General features: G+C 65.4%; 19 protein-coding genes. 4 read left to right on the forward strand and 15 right to left on the reverse strand.

Annotated features, from left to right (window positions below; genetic code table 11):
- Positions 1–549: 549 nt before the first annotated feature.
- Both IEY95_RS29465 and IEY95_RS29470 read right to left on the reverse strand, forming a co-directional pair.
- Positions 550–1,230, reverse strand: coding sequence for an adenylate kinase (locus IEY95_RS29465; RefSeq protein WP_189189199.1), 681 nt, complete (start codon positions 1,228–1,230; stop codon positions 550–552).
- Between the two features lie 91 nt (positions 1,231–1,321).
- Positions 1,322–1,717: a VOC family protein gene (locus IEY95_RS29470; RefSeq protein ID WP_189189200.1), complete on the reverse strand. Its 396-nt coding sequence runs from the start codon at positions 1,715–1,717 to the stop codon at positions 1,322–1,324.
- 454 nt (positions 1,718–2,171) lie between these two features.
- Here IEY95_RS29470 and IEY95_RS29475 point away from each other — a divergent pair, with 454 nt between their 5' ends.
- A complete protein-coding gene (locus IEY95_RS29475) occupies positions 2,172–2,939 on the forward strand; it encodes a hypothetical protein (RefSeq protein ID WP_189189201.1) in 768 nt (255 codons plus the stop codon).
- Positions 2,940–2,983: 44 nt separating this feature from the next.
- Here IEY95_RS29475 and IEY95_RS29480 read toward each other — a convergent pair whose 3' ends face one another.
- A complete protein-coding gene (locus IEY95_RS29480; protein ID WP_189189202.1) occupies positions 2,984–3,583 on the reverse strand; it encodes a hypothetical protein in 600 nt (199 codons plus the stop codon).
- A 1,104-nt stretch (positions 3,584–4,687) separates the two neighbouring features.
- On the opposite strand from IEY95_RS29480, the gene IEY95_RS29485 reads away from it, so the two are divergent.
- Positions 4,688–5,008: a hypothetical protein gene (locus IEY95_RS29485; RefSeq protein WP_229703446.1), complete on the forward strand. Its 321-nt coding sequence runs from the start codon at positions 4,688–4,690 to the stop codon at positions 5,006–5,008.
- Positions 5,009–5,148: 140 nt separating this feature from the next.
- On the opposite strand, the gene IEY95_RS50780 is transcribed toward IEY95_RS29485, so the two are convergent.
- Positions 5,149–5,448 carry a DUF6959 family protein gene (locus IEY95_RS50780; protein ID WP_373294571.1) on the reverse strand — a complete coding sequence of 100 codons (300 nt, stop codon included), beginning with the start codon at positions 5,446–5,448 and terminating at the stop codon, positions 5,149–5,151.
- Positions 5,449–5,679: 231 nt separating this feature from the next.
- On the opposite strand from IEY95_RS50780, the gene IEY95_RS29495 reads away from it, so the two are divergent.
- The gene (locus IEY95_RS29495; RefSeq protein ID WP_189189204.1) at positions 5,680–6,633 is read left to right on the forward strand and encodes a WD40 repeat domain-containing protein; all 954 of its coding nucleotides are present in this window, start codon (positions 5,680–5,682) and stop codon (positions 6,631–6,633) included.
- A gap of 360 nt (positions 6,634–6,993) precedes the next feature.
- Here IEY95_RS29495 and IEY95_RS29500 read toward each other — a convergent pair whose 3' ends face one another.
- The 4 genes from IEY95_RS29500 to IEY95_RS29515 all read right to left on the reverse strand — a co-directional run bounded on the left by IEY95_RS29500 (position 6,994) and on the right by IEY95_RS29515 (position 9,228).
- Positions 6,994–7,563: a hypothetical protein gene (locus IEY95_RS29500; RefSeq protein ID WP_229703447.1), complete on the reverse strand. Its 570-nt coding sequence runs from the start codon at positions 7,561–7,563 to the stop codon at positions 6,994–6,996.
- A gap of 511 nt (positions 7,564–8,074) precedes the next feature.
- Positions 8,075–8,371 (reverse strand): hypothetical protein, encoded by a 297-nt coding sequence (locus tag IEY95_RS29505; RefSeq protein WP_189189205.1) that lies wholly within the window; start codon positions 8,369–8,371, stop codon positions 8,075–8,077.
- Positions 8,372–8,375: 4 nt separating this feature from the next.
- Entirely contained in the window at positions 8,376–8,687 is a 312-nt protein-coding gene (locus tag IEY95_RS29510; protein ID WP_189189206.1) for a hypothetical protein, read from the reverse strand.
- Entirely contained in the window at positions 8,677–9,228 is a 552-nt protein-coding gene (locus IEY95_RS29515) for a bifunctional DNA primase/polymerase (RefSeq protein ID WP_189189410.1), read from the reverse strand. The genes IEY95_RS29510 and IEY95_RS29515 overlap by 11 nt, the downstream gene beginning before the upstream one ends.
- 286 nt (positions 9,229–9,514) lie before the next feature.
- Here IEY95_RS29515 and IEY95_RS29520 point away from each other — a divergent pair, with 286 nt between their 5' ends.
- Complete coding sequence (locus IEY95_RS29520) at positions 9,515–10,888, forward strand: NsdA family TPR-like regulatory protein (RefSeq protein ID WP_505993943.1); 1,374 nt, start codon at positions 9,515–9,517, stop codon at positions 10,886–10,888.
- A 22-nt stretch (positions 10,889–10,910) separates the two neighbouring features.
- On the opposite strand, the gene IEY95_RS29525 is transcribed toward IEY95_RS29520, so the two are convergent.
- The 7 genes from IEY95_RS29525 to IEY95_RS29555 all read right to left on the reverse strand — a co-directional run bounded on the left by IEY95_RS29525 (position 10,911) and on the right by IEY95_RS29555 (position 16,188).
- Positions 10,911–11,837, reverse strand: coding sequence for a phosphotransferase family protein (locus tag IEY95_RS29525; protein ID WP_189189208.1), 927 nt, complete (start codon positions 11,835–11,837; stop codon positions 10,911–10,913).
- Between the two features lie 430 nt (positions 11,838–12,267).
- The gene (locus IEY95_RS29530; protein WP_229703449.1) at positions 12,268–12,765 is read right to left on the reverse strand and encodes a hypothetical protein; all 498 of its coding nucleotides are present in this window, start codon (positions 12,763–12,765) and stop codon (positions 12,268–12,270) included.
- 25 nt (positions 12,766–12,790) lie between these two features.
- A complete protein-coding gene (locus tag IEY95_RS29535) occupies positions 12,791–14,164 on the reverse strand; it encodes a tyrosine-type recombinase/integrase (protein WP_189189209.1) in 1,374 nt (457 codons plus the stop codon).
- On the reverse strand, positions 14,161–14,334 hold the full coding sequence (locus tag IEY95_RS29540) for a helix-turn-helix transcriptional regulator (protein ID WP_161173248.1): 174 nt from the start codon (positions 14,332–14,334) through the stop codon (positions 14,161–14,163). The genes IEY95_RS29535 and IEY95_RS29540 overlap by 4 nt, the downstream gene beginning before the upstream one ends.
- 11 nt (positions 14,335–14,345) lie before the next feature.
- A complete protein-coding gene (gene repSA, locus IEY95_RS29545) occupies positions 14,346–15,737 on the reverse strand; it encodes a replication initiator protein RepSA (protein WP_189189210.1) in 1,392 nt (463 codons plus the stop codon).
- Positions 15,734–15,982, reverse strand: a complete 249-nt coding sequence (locus IEY95_RS29550) for a hypothetical protein (protein ID WP_189189211.1) — start codon at positions 15,980–15,982, stop codon at positions 15,734–15,736. The genes repSA and IEY95_RS29550 overlap by 4 nt, the downstream gene beginning before the upstream one ends.
- Positions 15,982–16,188, reverse strand: a complete 207-nt coding sequence (locus tag IEY95_RS29555; protein ID WP_189189212.1) for a hypothetical protein — start codon at positions 16,186–16,188, stop codon at positions 15,982–15,984. Before IEY95_RS29555 ends, IEY95_RS29550 begins: the two co-directional genes overlap by 1 nt.
- Positions 16,189–16,244: the final 56 nt, after the last annotated feature.

The following is a 16,244-nucleotide window of genomic DNA, read 5'->3' on the forward strand; positions in this document are numbered from 1 at the left end:
CCGCCCACACATGGATGGGCCCGGTGGTATGAGCCGAGCACCCGACATCCGCGGCCACCGGTCAAGGACGATGCCTCCGGCGGGGGATCGGCCGGCACCGGGATGGAGGGGGCGCCGTTCCCGACTTGCGGGTCCGTAGCGGCGTGCGCGGGGAGCTCCCATCCCGTCCACCGCCGACCCAGGCAGAGCCGAGCAGACGCGGCCCATGGCGTCCAGGTCGTTCGTACAGTGGCGCGCTCCACCTGGACGCCATGAACCACGCCCGCTCCACACTGTGTGGGTCGACGGCGGACGGGACGGGAGCTGGGGTGAGTGGTGGGTAACGGATGCTGGTGAAGTGCGGCTCGAACGACGGGCACACGAGCCAGCCACCAAAGACTCCGCCGACCTATGCGTCGAGCTCGTCGCCGGGCTAATCAGGGGCGAACCGAGGGGTCGTCCCAGCCGGCCACGGCGTAGCTCGGGGCGCGGCGGCTGAGGCGGGCGGAGATTGCAGTCCTCGGCGGCGGTCGTCAGGGACGGCCGCCCCGCACCTCCCCAGCGGAGGGGTCAACAGCTCGACGCGCCGGAGGCATCGACCTGGCCCGGGCCGATCGCGACCAGCGCGCGGTCCAGGACCTCCTGGACCTGGCCGAGGGCCGAGATCGTGGTCACCAGACCCTGGGCCTGGTAGTGGTCGACGACCGGCGCCGTCTCGCTGCGATAGACCTCCAGTCGCATACGAACAGTTGCCTCGCGGTCGTCATCGCGCTGGTACAACTCACCGCCGCAGACGTCGCAGGCTCCTGCCACTTCAGGCGGGCTGTAGTCGACGTGGAAGATGTGTTCGCGGTCCCGACGGCACAGCCATCGTCCAGCGATCCGCTTGACCACCTCAGCCTCGGGAATCTCCAGGTCGAGCACGGCATCCAGCCTCGACTCCGAGTCGGCCAGGACGCCGTCCAGCGCCTCCGCCTGGGCAAGATTGCGGGGGAAGCCGTCCAGCAGGAATCCGCGCTCGGTGTCCGGGCGGGCAAGGCGCTCTTTGATCACCCCGATCGTGACCTCGTCCGGTACCAGAAGGCCGGCGCGCAGGTGCGTGTGGGCGTTTTGCCCGAGCTCGGTGCCCTGGTCGATGTGCTCGCGGAACAGGTCACCGGCGGAGATGTGCTGGATCGACAGATGCGCGGCAAGGCGCACTGCCTGCGTGCCCTTGCCCGCTCCGGGCGGCCCGATCAGGAGGATGCGCATCGATGAGGTGTCCCTTCGTCATGCGTGGCCAGGGTCAAACCCAGGATTCGAAGTAGCTGGATTGTGCGGTGTGTGACGGGATGCTCGCGGCCTAGTTCTGCGGTGCCAGGGTGCGTAGGACGTCGAACTCGTTGCCCTCGGGGTCTGCCATGACCACCCAGTTCCGGTCTGCGCCGTGGCCCACATCCGTCTTGGTGGCGCCGAGGCCGAGCAATCTGGTCACCTCGTCCTCCGTGCTGGCATCGATCGGGCTGACGTCCAGGTGAAGCCGGTTCTTCACTGTCTTGCCCTCGGGTACCTGGATGAACAGCAGAGTGGGCGGCATCTGGCGGGCCCGAACATCCTCAACAGTCGGCACCCAGGAGCCGATCTCCACCTTGCCCTCGCTCCGGTCGATCACCTTGAAGTCCAGGACCTCGCACCAGAACGCCGCGAGCCTCTCCGGGGCGTGGCAGTCAACGACCAACTCGGTGAACCTACTTGTCATGCCTCTCCCAGATAGTGCGGACGGGACTCAGACTATGCCGCCCGTCCGGCAGATCCGAGATCCTCGGCAACCGTGAGACCTGTCCTCAACCGCTATAGCAACGATGTGCCAGGTCGGGAGACGTCAGCGACCTTCGTGTCCATGGTTCGCATCTAGGGGCACACCGCAGCACCCCCGCTCGGGCCGTCCCTGGGCCGTACGGGGGTGCTCAACGACGGCCAACGCTGACAACCGTCGACAGCTAAGCAGGTCGCAGCGTTGATCGATTACACGGTCGCAGGTCAGAGACTCGGCCCTTCACTTCTTCGGCTACTAAGGTCTCCTGAAGACAGCTTGACACCGCCCATTGGGACTCCGCCGACCGCGTGCGACAGCCAGAGGCCGCATGCATAAACCGACTGCGAATTAGCAGGTGCGCCAGTAACCTGAAAAGCTCCGACGAAGGAGCGATGCGGTGACAGACCCTGCGATGAAATTGATCACCAATGAAAAGCTTCTCCCTTTCTGGGAAAAGGTCACCTGGAGCGCAGTGGAAAACGCCGTCATGTTTGACGAGGTGGACCTCGACAGTCTCAGCGATGAGGAGGTTGTCCTAGAAGCTCTTTCGCTGCACCTTGACTATCTCGACATTGACCCCGGCGAAGAGCTAGACGTTAGTAAGAAGACCGAGAAGGCAAGCCAGGTCCAGTGGTCCTCAAACCATGAACAAGACTTGAAGAGCCAAGGGGACAAGTTCTTAGGCGAGGGAAAACACGAGTTCGCGATACTGTTCTACGCGACTTGGATTGAGCACTGGCTAAATCGAATCATCTTGTTGCGCGCAACCGGCAAGGGGATGCACCCCGAGCTGGCCACAGCACTCATCAGGAGCTCTCGAATCGAGCTCAAGATGGGGAGAATATGGACGAGCTTGGGAAACCGGAGTTTTCCCAAGGAGCTGGCTCGGCAAGTCACCCGCGTAATGGAGTCTCGGAACGCGTTTGTCCACTACAAATGGCCCAGCGAGGATGACGAGACGCACAGCGAATCGATCAACCGCACCAAGCTGGAGGCGCAAAAGGCGCAGCAAACCATCACAGACCTGATCGAACTAGAAGATTCGATCTTCTATAAGGGCAGAAGCAAAGCGATCAGAGAGGCGTTTCGCAAAGGGTGGTACGAGAGAAGGCGTGAGACTCTAAACCAGGCGACGTCGAGCGGAGCCGAGCAGGCGAACGATTAGCACCCAGCCATGTCCACGCCGCTCGTTGGTAACTCGTGGACAATTTATGGTGGCGGTGACTCCAGAACGCTACGCACGTCACGGATAAAGTCTCGGTATGCATATTGAATTCGCGACTGTATTTCATGCAGTTGGGCACTCTTCTCAGAAACATCAGCTTCTGACAGCAGGTCATCACGCCATGCTTTGAGGGAGCTAACAACCTCCCGCAAGAGGGTAGCCATCTTCCCCGCGCTTTTCGAGGCAAAGTCAGGTCCGTTAACTGCAACCCGACTTCGGGCAGTAATGAAAGTGTCAAGCGACTCTTTGAGGGAGACTGTCAGATCTTGCAGTCCTTCAGCCTGCCCTTCCTTTAATTCGTCCTCCAGCGCCGTAGCGGCTCCGGCAAATCGATCATAGGCGATCAGGAAATCCTCATATGCCCGCTGGCGCTGCTCACGTAACCACTGTCCGTGCTCAACGCGCCCTTGCTGTCGTGTCGTCAAATACGTCAAACATGCGGTACCCAGTGTGCCGATGATGCCGACACCCGCTCCGAGTACCGCCGCTAAGCCCGTGTCCACGCTGTCATACTGCCGATCGATCTCTGGATCTACAACCGGCTCGACCAGACCATGGATCACAAGCCTTGTTCGTGCAGCCATGTGGCCAAGGCAGGCGGACTGCCGTACAGCACAGGAGCACAGCAACCGTGGCCACCCGCAGTTCGCATCGAAGGGTCGACGCGGAAATGCCGTGGAGCCCGAGTCACGTGGTGAGTGTCTAACTGCGTGACAACGCCGACGTACAGCAGCGAACAAGCGCGTACATCTGCGAACCAGCGCCGCAGATGGAAGGCGCACCGGCTCCTGGTCGGCGGCCCAGACGAGTTGCTTCGGGACGAAGAAGTCGTGAGCCCTGTTGCTCGGTCTGGCCGCAGGTGAGCTTGCTCCCGCCCGCGTGAGTAGCCCTCACGCCAAGTCCCCGCTCGCGCTGCCGCAGACGGGGACTCCGCCCTGGGCGTTAGTTCCTCCGGCGACGCCCCTGCGCATAGGGGCCGTGGCGATCATGTTCCCGCCATTCCTCGTCATCAGGGTCACGGTCTTCGGCGCCCGCATTGTCTCCGGGAGTCGAGATGTGTTCGCCCTTGTTGACCTTGGCCAGCAGCGAGGCGAGGGGGTCAGGGGGACCATCGCTGAAGCGATCGGAGCCGCGCTCGGGCCGCGGCCCCGGCTCTGTCCTGTCGTGCCGCGCCCGTGATGTACCGCTCATGAGCAGCCCCCTCCGACTCGCTGAGATGCACTCGAGGTCCTTCCCTGGAAGGTCGCGAGTAACCCGACTTCGCCCTTGCCAGCTGTGCAATCTTGCCGGAAGCCAACCACCATTGGACACACTCCAGACCTTCAACGTCCGCTCATGCATTGCGTGTTGGCTGCGCCACGGGAAACGGCGGGGACCGGGCCGCCGGTCAGACAGGCTTCCTGCCTGCTCCGCCGCAGTTCAGCCAAGTCGGCTCCCACCGAGAACTCAAGCTTCCGCCCACACCTACACCATCAGGCGACCACAGAACCACCCTCTGACGCCGTGCAGCCTGCACCACAAGCACACCAGATCGAGCGGGGAACAGCGGGGAATCACGGTAAAAGCCAATCGGCCCGACAAGACTCCAGCCCGACCGTTCGCCCAGGTCAGCTCCCGAGCCGCCTTCAAATGCCCGCAGCTTCCCAAGCTGATGGCGCTCTTCCCTGGGCTGCGCCATCATCGGACTCATGTCCGAGTTCGCGTGGCCTCTGGAGTCCCCGCCACCTGAGGAGGTTCGTCAGTCTTGGCCCAAGACTGTGGCAGCTCTCCCCGCTGGCACCCACGTCACGGGGCACGTCATTGGGCGACAGAGGTTCGGTGTCTTCGTCCAGATCAAGGGCCACGCCAACGCTGTCGGCCTCGCCGAGGTCAGAGGCAACATGCCCCACCACATGGAGTTGCCTCAGCTGGGAGCTGAAGTCGGCGGGTGGGTCGTTGACCACGCAGACCACAATCACCAGGTCAAGATCAGGCTTGATGAGTGGACGGCTGATCCTGCAGGTCGCTAGGTAAGTGCCTAACTGCGCGACAACACCGGCGGACGAGCACGGACGCCAGCGGACCAGCAGCGCAGCTGACGAGCACACCAGCCCAAGGCACAGCCCTCACCCAAGTTGCCTCGGGACGAAGAGGTCATGGACCCCGCTACTCAGTACGGCCGGGGGATCTCGTGCTGTTGCAATGCATCCTCGTAGCGCGTCAGCAGAGCGTCTAGGCCCTCCAGGAGGAGGCCGGCAGAGTCTCGGGCCTCGGCCAGATGGCCACGCTCGTACGCCTCAACCACCTCGGCCAGATCGCCACGAAGGATGTGAAGGGAGTCGCCCTGCATCAGCACCCCCGGGAACCTCCGACCGGGCAGGCGAACGACAGCGTCATTGCCGCCATCAGTGAACAGCTCCGCCTCAACGCGCTCCATCACGCCATCCAACCTGACATCACCAGCTGACATCAACGGCGGCGCACACCTGCGGCCTTGAGCGGTCACGCACAGAGGACCAGCAAGGGCGCCAAGGCCCTAGGTAGGCCGAGGGATCGAACTCCTAAGGCGGGTGTCAGAGTCCGTCTCGCGTACTGGTCGTTGACTGTAGGACGACGAGGCCGGTCTCCCAGCCAGCTGTTCGCCCACAGGCATCGACACGGTTGAGATCTGATCTCTGCACTGGGGATCTACGGTTGGGGTGTGAAGCCGCAGCCGATCCGTACGTCGCAAATACAGGTCCTCAGAACCGGCAGAACCTACGGGGCCTGGCCCCTGCTCGCCGAAACTGCCGACGGTCAACTGGTGGTGTTGTCGTCCTCCAACGGCGGAGACCGCTGCTCTCGGTGGGATCCGGAGACTGGCCGCGAGGTGTGGTCCATCGAGTTCTACGCGGGCGGTGTCCGCGGCAAGGCTGTCACGTGCCCACCTGGCGGCGGTGCAGTACTGGCCTCAGCAAATGAGGATGGTGTCGAGCGCCTGGACGCCTTGACCGGCGAGGAACTGTCCAGCCCGTACATGGAAGAGGTGGGCACCGTCTGGGACGTGGCTGCAGGCCTATTGCCCGGAGGGCGTCGGTTCTTCGTCGGCGCCGGCCACGACGGCCGGGTTTTCCGCTGGGACGCCATGAGCGGCGATCCGCTGGGCGCACCGCTGACGGGGCATCGAGGTTGTGTCATGGCCGTGACGGCCGTCCCGGGGCGGGACGGCACTGCGGTGTTCGCTTCAGGTGACGAGAATGGCGTCATCTTGCGATGGAACCCCGAGACTGGTGAACGGATCGGGAACCCCCTCACCGGATCCTGCACCGCGATCAGCCAGATCACCTCGCTGATCCTTCCGACCGGCTCCACCCTCCTCATTGGCACAGACTCCGACAGCACCTTGTGGCGCTGGGATGCGTCAACTGGTGAATCGGTCGGGGAGCCGATATCGCTGGGCTCGGAGGACCCAAAGGTGGCCCCGGCTGTGGTGGATGGTGCCGCTCGGCTGTTCACCTCGGGGGCAGACGACATGGTCCGTGAGTGGGACGCAGCAACCGGCGAGTTGGTCGGGATTCCGTGGACTGGAATCGACATCGAAGCACTCGCGCGTGCCGACGGCAGCACGGTGTTCGCCACAGGGTCACCCGACGGCGACATCAGCCTGTACAAATGACGGTTTTCGCACTGCCGATGCACTGTGGCGCGTCTGCGTCATGCCGTGCTCCAGCGCTTGCCTGCTAAGTCGAGCTCTCCTGGGCAAACCCAGCAGTCGACGGCAGTGACGGCAACGACAGCGGACGGCAACGGGACACGGCGGCCTTGAGCGGTTGCGACGGGGTGGCATCGGACGGAACCACCAGGGCTTGCCCGCATTTTCTAAGGGCCGGGTCGCATCCCGGGTGAGTGTCTAACTGCGTGACAACGCCGACGCACAGCGGCGGACGAGCGCGGACGGCTGTGGACGCTCGCAGCAGGTGAGAGGCCCACCGACCCATGGTCGGCCACCTGCACAAGTTCTTTAGGGACGAAGTAGTCATCGCCCAAGGGCCAGGCGCCGGGTCGACGTCCTGTTCGCCAGCTCCGCGCTGGCACCTTCTACGAGTCGAGTCCAGCCGCAGCGGTCAGCTGGACCGCGGTCCGTCATCAGCACCACGCGGTCCGCAGCAGGATCGAACCCGAGCACTCGGTTCCCGTAGTCGCCTTCGGCGGTCATGGCCACCGGCTTGCCCAGCCGCCGGCCGACCGCGGCCAGAAACCCGCACAGCACGTCTACTCCTGCCTGGCCCTGCAGCTCGTGAAGGTCGACATCGAAGTCGATCTCTTCGGCAGACATCGGACGGAAGATCACCAGCACGCCCGGGACCGGCCAGACCCGCAGATCGACCGTCTCAGCATCGGCACGCGTCAGCACTTCCGCCGCAGGAGGCAGCGGCCAGGCGACGCCACCCTCCAAGTATTCCCACGCCCAACCGCTCGACCGGACCAGTTCGAACACCACCTGCCAGTCCTCCACCGAGGTGCCCTCCACAGACACGTCCGGCAGAGCACCCATCAAGTCAGGGTCGAAGAAGTTCCTGACGTCGTCCCACAGCAGATCCGGCATCTCGCCATGCTGGCCGCCAAACCCATCAAGCGCAGCCCGATTTCCTTGACGAACCACATAGAGGCACCCCAGGCGTGGCCAAGGCTCAACTTCCGAGTCGTGCCATTCGCGTGCCAGATCCTGCGGGGACTCACGGGGAACAGGCCACGGATCTCCAGAGACTGGAACCCGCTCCGCCGCAGGTCAGCATCGTAATTAGCTCTAGAGAACCCAAGCTTCCCAATCCGATGTCTTTCATGCGGGTCAGATACGAGCCTTGCAGCCAGCCACCGAGCGTTTTGGGTCTGCCGCTTCGTCCGGGCTGCGGCGCTGGGGCGCCGGTCCCGGCCGAGCGGCAGACCAACAGCAAGAAGGCGTGGCGCATAGCAAAAGACCCCGCACATCGTTCGCCGGGGGAGACGAAGATGGACGGGGCCGCCGACCGGTCGCGGGAGCATGCTCGAACCGCATTCGGCCGGAGTCTCACGGGCTGAAGTGATCAGGTCGCCGACGAGTTGCGGCAGACGCGCCCCTACTCCTGCGGCAACGCATCAGCGTGCATCGCCATCTCCGCCGCGAAACCCGCCACGATCAGTTCAGCCAGCATCAGAGCTGCCTCCGGCCGGATAGTGCCGAGGCGTACCAGGCCGTCACCCGCAACGTTCACGTCGGCCGTAAGGCCGGGGAAGTCCGGCTCCAAGCCCAGGTCGATCAGTTGGACGGCCAAGGTGCCTGCGCTGCGTCGAGCCTGTGCCCAACCGCGGACGTAGGGGGCACCGGGCATCAGGTTCTCGGCGCGCTTGGCGACGACTCCCCGTCGGTCGGTCATGGCGTCAGTCCTTTCCTGTGCGGTGTTCGTCAGTTTCGTCGCTGCTCTCTTCAAGACGCTGCAAGCCCGAAGCCAGCGCCAGCCGCAGCAGTTCCGCCAGGCGCTCAGCGGTGGCCGGCGACACGCGTCCGAGTTCGACCAGACCGTGTCCGAAGGCGTTCAAGTCAGCCCGCAGGTAGGGGAAATCCTTCTCCAGGCCTGCGCTGATCAGGGCGTCCCGGAGAGCAGTCGTGGCATTGCGCGCGGCGTACCAGCCGTCGCTGTCCAAGGGCGACCAGGTGGCAGCGTCGTGCCGGTCGGTGGCGTCATCCCGCATCGGTCGCAGCCCCCTCGATTGCAGACCTTGCCAGGGCAGCCGCGGATGGGTAGCGCTCGCCGTACCGGTCCACGCGGGCGAGTAACTCGGCGGAGGCTACGAGCATGGTCGCCAAGGCCACCGGGCGGAGCGGGTTGGCCATCGGTCGCCGAGTCGGGGCGCGGAGCCACTCGTAACGGTCGCCTGACATAGGCATGGGACCAGGGACGACGACCACCGAACCGCGGCTCAGGTAGCGGTAGGCGGGTGGCGTGGCCTCTTCCTGTGTGAGGTAGTGGACGAAGGTCTCCTGACTCTGCGAGCCCAGGAAGAAGCCCACGCGTTGAGCCTTGTGGTCTAGCACCGTAGGACCGAACGGCAGCCCTCGGCGCAGCAGTTGATCGAATGTCTCGATGCCGATTCGCTGGTCGACCGATACCACGTCGAAGAAGTGGCCAGTCGGCAGCATGTACGCCGCTCGGGGGTCCTCCGTCCAAGTAGTCCGACACGCCATCGGATCGTCTGCCGCTGCGGAGAGCCACTCAACGCCCCTCCTGGTCATCCTCTGCACGTGATCTCACCTCGGTCAGACTCAGTTGCGGCTGCGATGCCGCCTTGTGTCCAGACTCAAGGTCGCCACCTTGTCCAGGGCAGATGACGAGAGGTGACGGGGGATGACGTGTCACGCGTGCACGCGTCATCCCCCGTCACGGGGCAACCGCCCCCGATCTCCGGTTACTTGCAGCGCGCAGCCGTGAACAGCGCGTACATTCGGTCGTAAGGTCAAAGAGTCGTGCACCCAGCAGCCGCATCAGTACACACGCGGGGAGGGAACGGTCACGTCTTCGATGCAGCCGACCAGCGTTCGCTTACGACAAGCCCGTATGGGCCGAGGCTGGAGTCAGCCGCGATTGGTGCGGGAGTTGCGTCAGGCTGCGGTCCGCCGTGGTCACCACCTCCCGGCGGACGCCAGCGTGAAACGGCGTATCGCCAGTTGGGAGAACGGACACAGCACGCCGGACGACTTCTATGGTCCGTTGCTCTGCGATGTGTACGACCTCAGTGCCGCCGAACTCGGGCTGAACCACGAAGGTGAGCGGGACACTGGGCTCTTGGACGCCAGTTATCCGGCAAGTCCGGAGGGCGCAATCGAAACAGTCGGCCAACTCTGGCGCGCCGATCTCAATCGGTACGAGCCCCTGTTGCAGGCCGAGCCATCCGAACCCGCGTGGAACGAAGCCTCGCTCCGGTGGTTGGTCGCACCTGAGCCCGCCGTTCCCCGGCAGCGTCAGGACGGAATACGCGTCGGTCTCGGAGACGTGGCCGCCATCAAGACGACCGCGGACATGTTCTCCGAGCTGGACGATCGTTTTGGCGGCGACCACGCGCGGCACGCAGCCGTTCAGTACCTCAGCACCGAAGTCACGCCGCTCTTGCGCGGGCAGTACACCGAGCGGGTTGGGAAAGCCCTGTTCTCCACCGTGGCGGAAGCAACGCTCCTCGCCGGTTGGATGTCCTACGACGCCTGCCGCCACGGCTTGGCACAGCGGTACTTCCTCCAGGCTCTCCGGTTGGCCCAGGACGCCAACGACCGCCGGCTCGCCGGAAGCATCCTGTCCGCCATGAGCCATCAGGCGACGTTCCTCGGCCGCTACACCCAGGCCGCAACGCTCGCTCGAGCCGCTCTCATGGGCATCTCACCCGTGGCCACACCGACACTGCGCGCCCAGTTCCACGTCATGGAGGCCCGCGCCCTTGCCCGAACTGGTGACGTAGGGGCCTGCGAAGCCGCCTTGGGTGCGGCCACGAGAGCACTAGAGAGTCGGAACAGCGACGACGAGCCCGAATGGATCAGCTACTTCGACGAAACCGAACTCGCCGCGGAGGCGGCGCACTGCTTCCGCGACGTCAACAGTGCACGGCAGGCCGTTGCCCACGCTGAGAACGCCATGAGCGGCAACCATGTACGGAGCGACTTCTTCGCGACCATGGTTCTCGCTGACGCCCACCTACGCGCCGACGACGTCGAGGAGGCGTGCCGCGTGGCCCTTGATGCGCTCGATCTTGGCGAACAGCTGAAGTCAGCTCGATGCGTCAGCTACCTCGCCGAGTTCCGGCAGGACCTCGCAGCCGTCGGCGACAGCGCGGACGCGCGCGCCTTCACTGAGCAGGTCAGAGAACACAGGCTCTGGGTTGCCTCCGACGTTCACGTCGCTGTCTGACACCAGGACGCGAACCCTGCGCTCAGAACGGGCCCCACTCGTCACGGCCCTCGCCTGTACGGAGGGACCGCACTCGCCGAGCGAATTCGGCGGCAGACCGATCACTCGTCGTGACCTGGTGGCCGAGCCAGGCAACCATCATCAGCTCACGTAGGTCAGCGAGGGTTTCGTAGCCGGGCCAGTTCATCAGGTCGAAGCTGTACCGGTGCACGAACTCGGCGTACTCCGCCTTTGTGTGCCAGCCGTACCTGTCGTAGAAGATCGCCGTCTGGATCAGATCCCACTCGCGTGGGGCGAGGGCGAAGCCGTCCAGGTCGATGAGCACAGCGTGCCCGTTCCGGTGGCGGAGGATGTTCCCGATGCTGGCGTCACCGTGGATCATGCCGAAGGGAAGGACGAAGTCCAGCCGGTCGTAATCCTTGGCGAGACTCGCCGCTCGCTCCTCCAGGAACGTCCGGTCCTCCCCCGGGATGCCGTCCAGCCCTTCGAGGGACACCGCCAGCTTGGCCAGCGGATCGAAGTACGGGAGGCCCAGGGATTCCGGTTCTTCGAGCCAGTGCAGGCGGCGTAGGAGGTCGGCCAACTCACCGACCGTCGCGTACTCCTCGTTCTCCTGGACGCTCTCCCAGAAGGTGACCACCAGGCCGCCGACGACGAGCGGCTGTACGACCGACGCCGGCGCACGCATGGCAGGGAAGTCGTGCGACTCAAGCCAGCGGGCTACGCCCACGGCCCGTTCCATCTCTACAAGAACCGCCGGATCACGCGCGATGCGGACGATGACGGGTAACGACGTGAGGCGGTAGACGGCGTTCGATCCGAGCCGCAGCAACTCGGCACCGCGGTAGTCGAGTCCGGCTGTCGCGCATGCCTCCCGAAGGACGGGTGCCAGCCCCTCCGCCGTGAAGTTCGCGCCGCCGTCCAGTCCCCCGCCGCTGCCCGAGATCATGCTTCGACCATACGGCCCACGCCGATCGCCCGACAGGCCGCCCACGTAATAGGGGCGTAATGATCTTGATCAGTCCTTGCCCGGCCGTGGCCTCCGCCGCAGGTCACGCCACCGAGGGTCTCTCCGTCTCACCTGGGCTCCGGAGCCGTGTGCGCAGGTTCGAATCCTGCCGGGGGCACCCTTCATGAGGTGCCCAAAGACCCCGTCACCAGCGGAAACGCTGAGGCCGGGGTCTTCGCGTTTGTGCAGCCATGTGTCGCCCGGAGCGGCCGTATGTCGAGGTCTGTGGACTATTCGTGGACAGGATCTTGGAGCATCTGCCCTGGTCGGACCCAGGATCGGCGAAGACCCCTGGACGGATCCAGGGGTCTGAAGGCCAAGCCGTCTGCTATCGAGTCGTTGACTCACACCGTGACTGCACGCTGATCCACTAATCGGCAGTGACTCCCCAGTAACCGATCTCCGTGGGCTGACCTTCGCGGTAGAGCACCGTGCAGTTACCGGAGCCGCGCCCTGGGTAGTCCAGCTGCTCGGAAGCGAGGGCTTCGACCCACTCGTCGTGCGTGGGCTGGCCGCTGGGAGCCCACCCACGGACCTCCTGGTCGGTCAGCGGTCGCATGAAGGGGCCCTCGTCAGTGTCCGCAGCATCGATCACGAGAGGGAAGTCCAGCACTGTGCCCGTGCCACCAGTGAAGATGTACTCATGCCACTCCGGGTCCCGCCACAGTTCTTCTATGGATCGGCCCTCAAAACCATGGTTGTCCAGCGCCAACTCCCGTTCCTGCTCCTGCCGGAACGCCGCCGCCAGATCCCTCTGATACGGGCCCGTTTGCTGCCATGCGTTACCGCCCACCAGATGCCTCTCCATCGATTCGTTCGATCGGAAACGCAGCGTAGGCGGGGGCACTGACAGCGCATCGTTGGACACCGCCCCCTGCTCGGCTCGCTTGCGATCACTCGTACTCGCGGAGAAGCTCTTCGATCTTGCGGTTGGCGATCTCCTGTCTGCCATCGATGCACTTCGCGTAGCGGCTCAGCAAGACCTCGACGCTGTTGCCCGCGCGTTCAGCCACCTCGGTGGCATCCACCCCGGAGTTGAGCCAAGTCGACAGCGCCGAGTGACGAAGGTCGTAGGGGCGCGCGACAAGCGGCGAGGCGACCACGGCCGGCGGGAGTGCCAGGGCCCGGGCTTCGCGCCAGACGCGGTAGTAGGTGGACGAGCCGACCACTCCCCCGCGCTCGTTGGTGAACAGGCGCCCGTCCTCCGCGGTGCCGAAGGTGGCGAGGTGTTCCCAGAGGATCGCGACGAGCTGAGGCGGGATCGGTACGGGCCGCACCTCTTCCACGGGCCGATTCTTGAGCCCGCGGTCATCGTGCGTTTCGCCAGTGTCGGTCCACTGCCTTCCGACGCTGGGTCGAGTGCGGTTCAGCAGCGCCCTTCCCCAGCCTTGCTCGGGCAGCTTGAGATCTGCTTCCGTGAGGCCAAGGGCCTCAGCCGGGCGAAGAGCGCCGTAGTACATACAGGCGAACAGTCCGACCAGTCGCCGACCGCGGGCTCGGCCATATCCGCCAACGTACGAGATGGCCGTCAGCAGGGCACGAGCCTGTTCGGGGTTGGCCACCACGCGGGGGTCGACTTCATGGACGACCTTCGGTTTCTTCCAGCGAACCGCGGTGATCGGATTCTCTTTGAACTCGCCGAGATCCACTGCGTAATGCATCGCGTTGACGAGCGTTCGCCGCTTGCGCCGTACGGTTTCGGCCGCTGCCGCCGTCCCATCGAGCTTCAGCTTCAACGAGTCCAGGACAGCCCTGCCGATCGCGGCGTCGGCAAGATCCGAGAGAGGACGCGAAGCTTTGGCCACCCAGTGGAGGGTGTTCGCGATCTCGGTCGGCAACTCGCGATCGTCAGGGCCGGGCAGGACAAAGGCCCAGTTACGGAGCGCCTTCCTGAGCAGCTCATCAGCCGGCCGTCCCGGACGATCATCGAGAAGAGCCACCGTCACGGCGGTCAACGCCTCGTTGATCCCGCTGCGAGTGTTCGGCGCGGCGTGCGGCCACTTCATGGTGAGGTACTTCAGGGCGAAGGCGTACCAGGTCATCGAAGGCGCCTTTTCGATCATCGAGTCAGGCAGCCCTGTCACCGTGTCGAACTCTTCGCCGTCACGAGCGGCGCGGAGGAGCTTGGAGCGGTAGTGGTCGGCGAGCCCCTTGGTGCGGAACTGGTCGGAGAACACGTTCCCGGCAACGGTCCACCTGATGTCATAGGACGACTTCTTCGTGTTCCTCTTCCGGACGCCCCAGACCTTCACATCGAGCGACTTCACGCCGTCGCCCTCTCTCGGGCGTTCAGCCAGGCGTTGAAGTCACTGCGCCACACCCGCAATTCCCCGTTGGGCAACTTGAAGGCCTGCGGCGCCTGCCCCAACTCGCGCCAGCGATAGAAGGTCCGACGTGAAATGCCCTTGAGCTCGGTGCAAACCTCCCGCACGGTCATCATCTCGTCTTTCACGTCAACACTCCTTCCTGGGCAAGTTGGTCTTGCATGGCTTGGCGGGCGGTTTCGCGGTTGAGCTGGAGGTCGCGAGCGATGCTGGCGGCGAGGACGGATTCGCCGGGGGTGTGGCCGTGGCCGGCGTACTGCCAGCTCGCCAGGACTAGGACGGTGTCCGGTTCGGTGTCGTCGAGGCCGCGGGCTTGGCGTTCTTGGGCGGCGCGGTAGTCGGCGCGGATCTGGCGCAGGGTGCCGAGGGTGGTCGAGTAGCGGCGGGACTTGGTGGAGAAGTGGCCGCGGAAGCCGAGCATGTGCGCCCATGCCCGCAGCCGTCGGTCCGGGTAGAGGGGGTCCAGGTCGAAGCAGGCCTCGATGAGGCGGCGGGCGTGGTCGGGGACGCCGAGGATGACGGGGGCTTCGCGGTTGCCGATCGGCCGGTCCAGGGTGCCGGTGTTCTCGGCCGCTTTGGTGGCGTACTTGGCGACGTAGGAGGCGACCGCCTGTTCGGTGATGTCGGAGCCGTCGCCGAATGCCTTGACGGGGCGGATGTCGAGCTGGGTGCCCCACTGGAAGGTGCGGGCCGGCTGCTGCCCGGCGGCGGGGGCGGTGACGGTCGCGTAGCGGTGGACGGCGGCGGCTCGGATGGAGTCCATCAGGAGCGTGGTCGTGGCCCAAGACGGCGGCGGGTCGCCCGGCCCGTCGGGTCCGTCGAGGCGGATCACGGCGTGGAAGTGGATGGCGCCGCGCTTCTGGAACTCGGCGACCTTGCCGTAGGAGACGCGGCAGGCGTCGGCGAGTTCCCGCTGAGTCAGGCCCGCGCGGGCGGCGATCTCGCGGCGCAGCCGCTTCGCGAAGCGGTGCCACAGGTCGCCTGCGTGGTTGTTGAAGAGGACGGCGCCGACGTAGTCGTAGGTCGCGGGGTCAAGCGCGGTGCCGAGCGACGGATCGTCCTCGGCGTGCCGGAGACCGCAACGGCAGCAGCCGCGGGCAGGCCGGTTATGGACAGGGCCGAAGGACGGGGCAGTGAAGGTGGCGAAGACGCGAGGGCGTTCGCGGACGGCGGCAGGGATGTCGTAGCGGTCGTCGCCGGCCAAGCCCGCCCGGATGAGGTGGTAGGTATCCCCTGCGTAGGTCCAGGCGCAGGACGGGCAACGGGAGGCACGACGGTTGCCGCACGCAATGCGCAGTCGGCCGCCCGGCTCGTGCTCGGTGCTGTAGTGGTGCAGCGTCTCGCCGGTCGTCTTGTCCTTGGTGAGGGTCCAGCCGGTCAGATGGATGGGGTTGGCGCATCCTCCGGTGCGGCGGATTTGGTCCTGCCAGCGGTCGAAGCCCGGTGCCCCGGCCACCCGCAGCACGTCGGCGAGGGCGGCCGAGTCCAGACCCGCAAGGGTCGCGGTGTCGGTCATGCGGCACCCTCCGGAATGCGCCCGGCCAACTCGTCCAGCACGGTGGCGGCCTTCTCGGCGGCCATGGCCAGGGTGCGCAGGGCCGGGGCGGTGCCGAGGTCGGCGAGGAACACGACGTCCACGTCGCCGTTGCCGATGCGGAGGCTGACGAACGGCGCAGCGCTGGCGTGGCCAGTACCGTCGAAGACGCGGATCACGACCTCGGTGTCGGGCCGGAGGTGGGCTGTGGTGGTGAGCATGTTCATTAGGCGGCCACCTCCCACTGCGAAGGGCTGAATCGGCGTCGCAGGGGCAGCGTGCCGATGCCGTGGCAGGCCTGGCAGTAGACCGTGACAGTGCGCAGGTGGCCGTTCCGGTCACGGCCGCCGGAGGACACGGCGGCGGAGGCGAAGCCATCGCAGTCCGGGCAGATCCGCGCCGATGCAGCCGGGGCGAGAGCATGGTCGGTCATGATGAGGGTTCCTTCCGGTTCAGTGGATCGGACAGGGGCACGGCGCCCGGAGCGGA

Source organism: Streptomyces albiflavescens (assembly GCF_014645835.1).
Classification (GTDB): domain Bacteria; phylum Actinomycetota; class Actinomycetes; order Streptomycetales; family Streptomycetaceae; genus Streptomyces; species Streptomyces albiflavescens.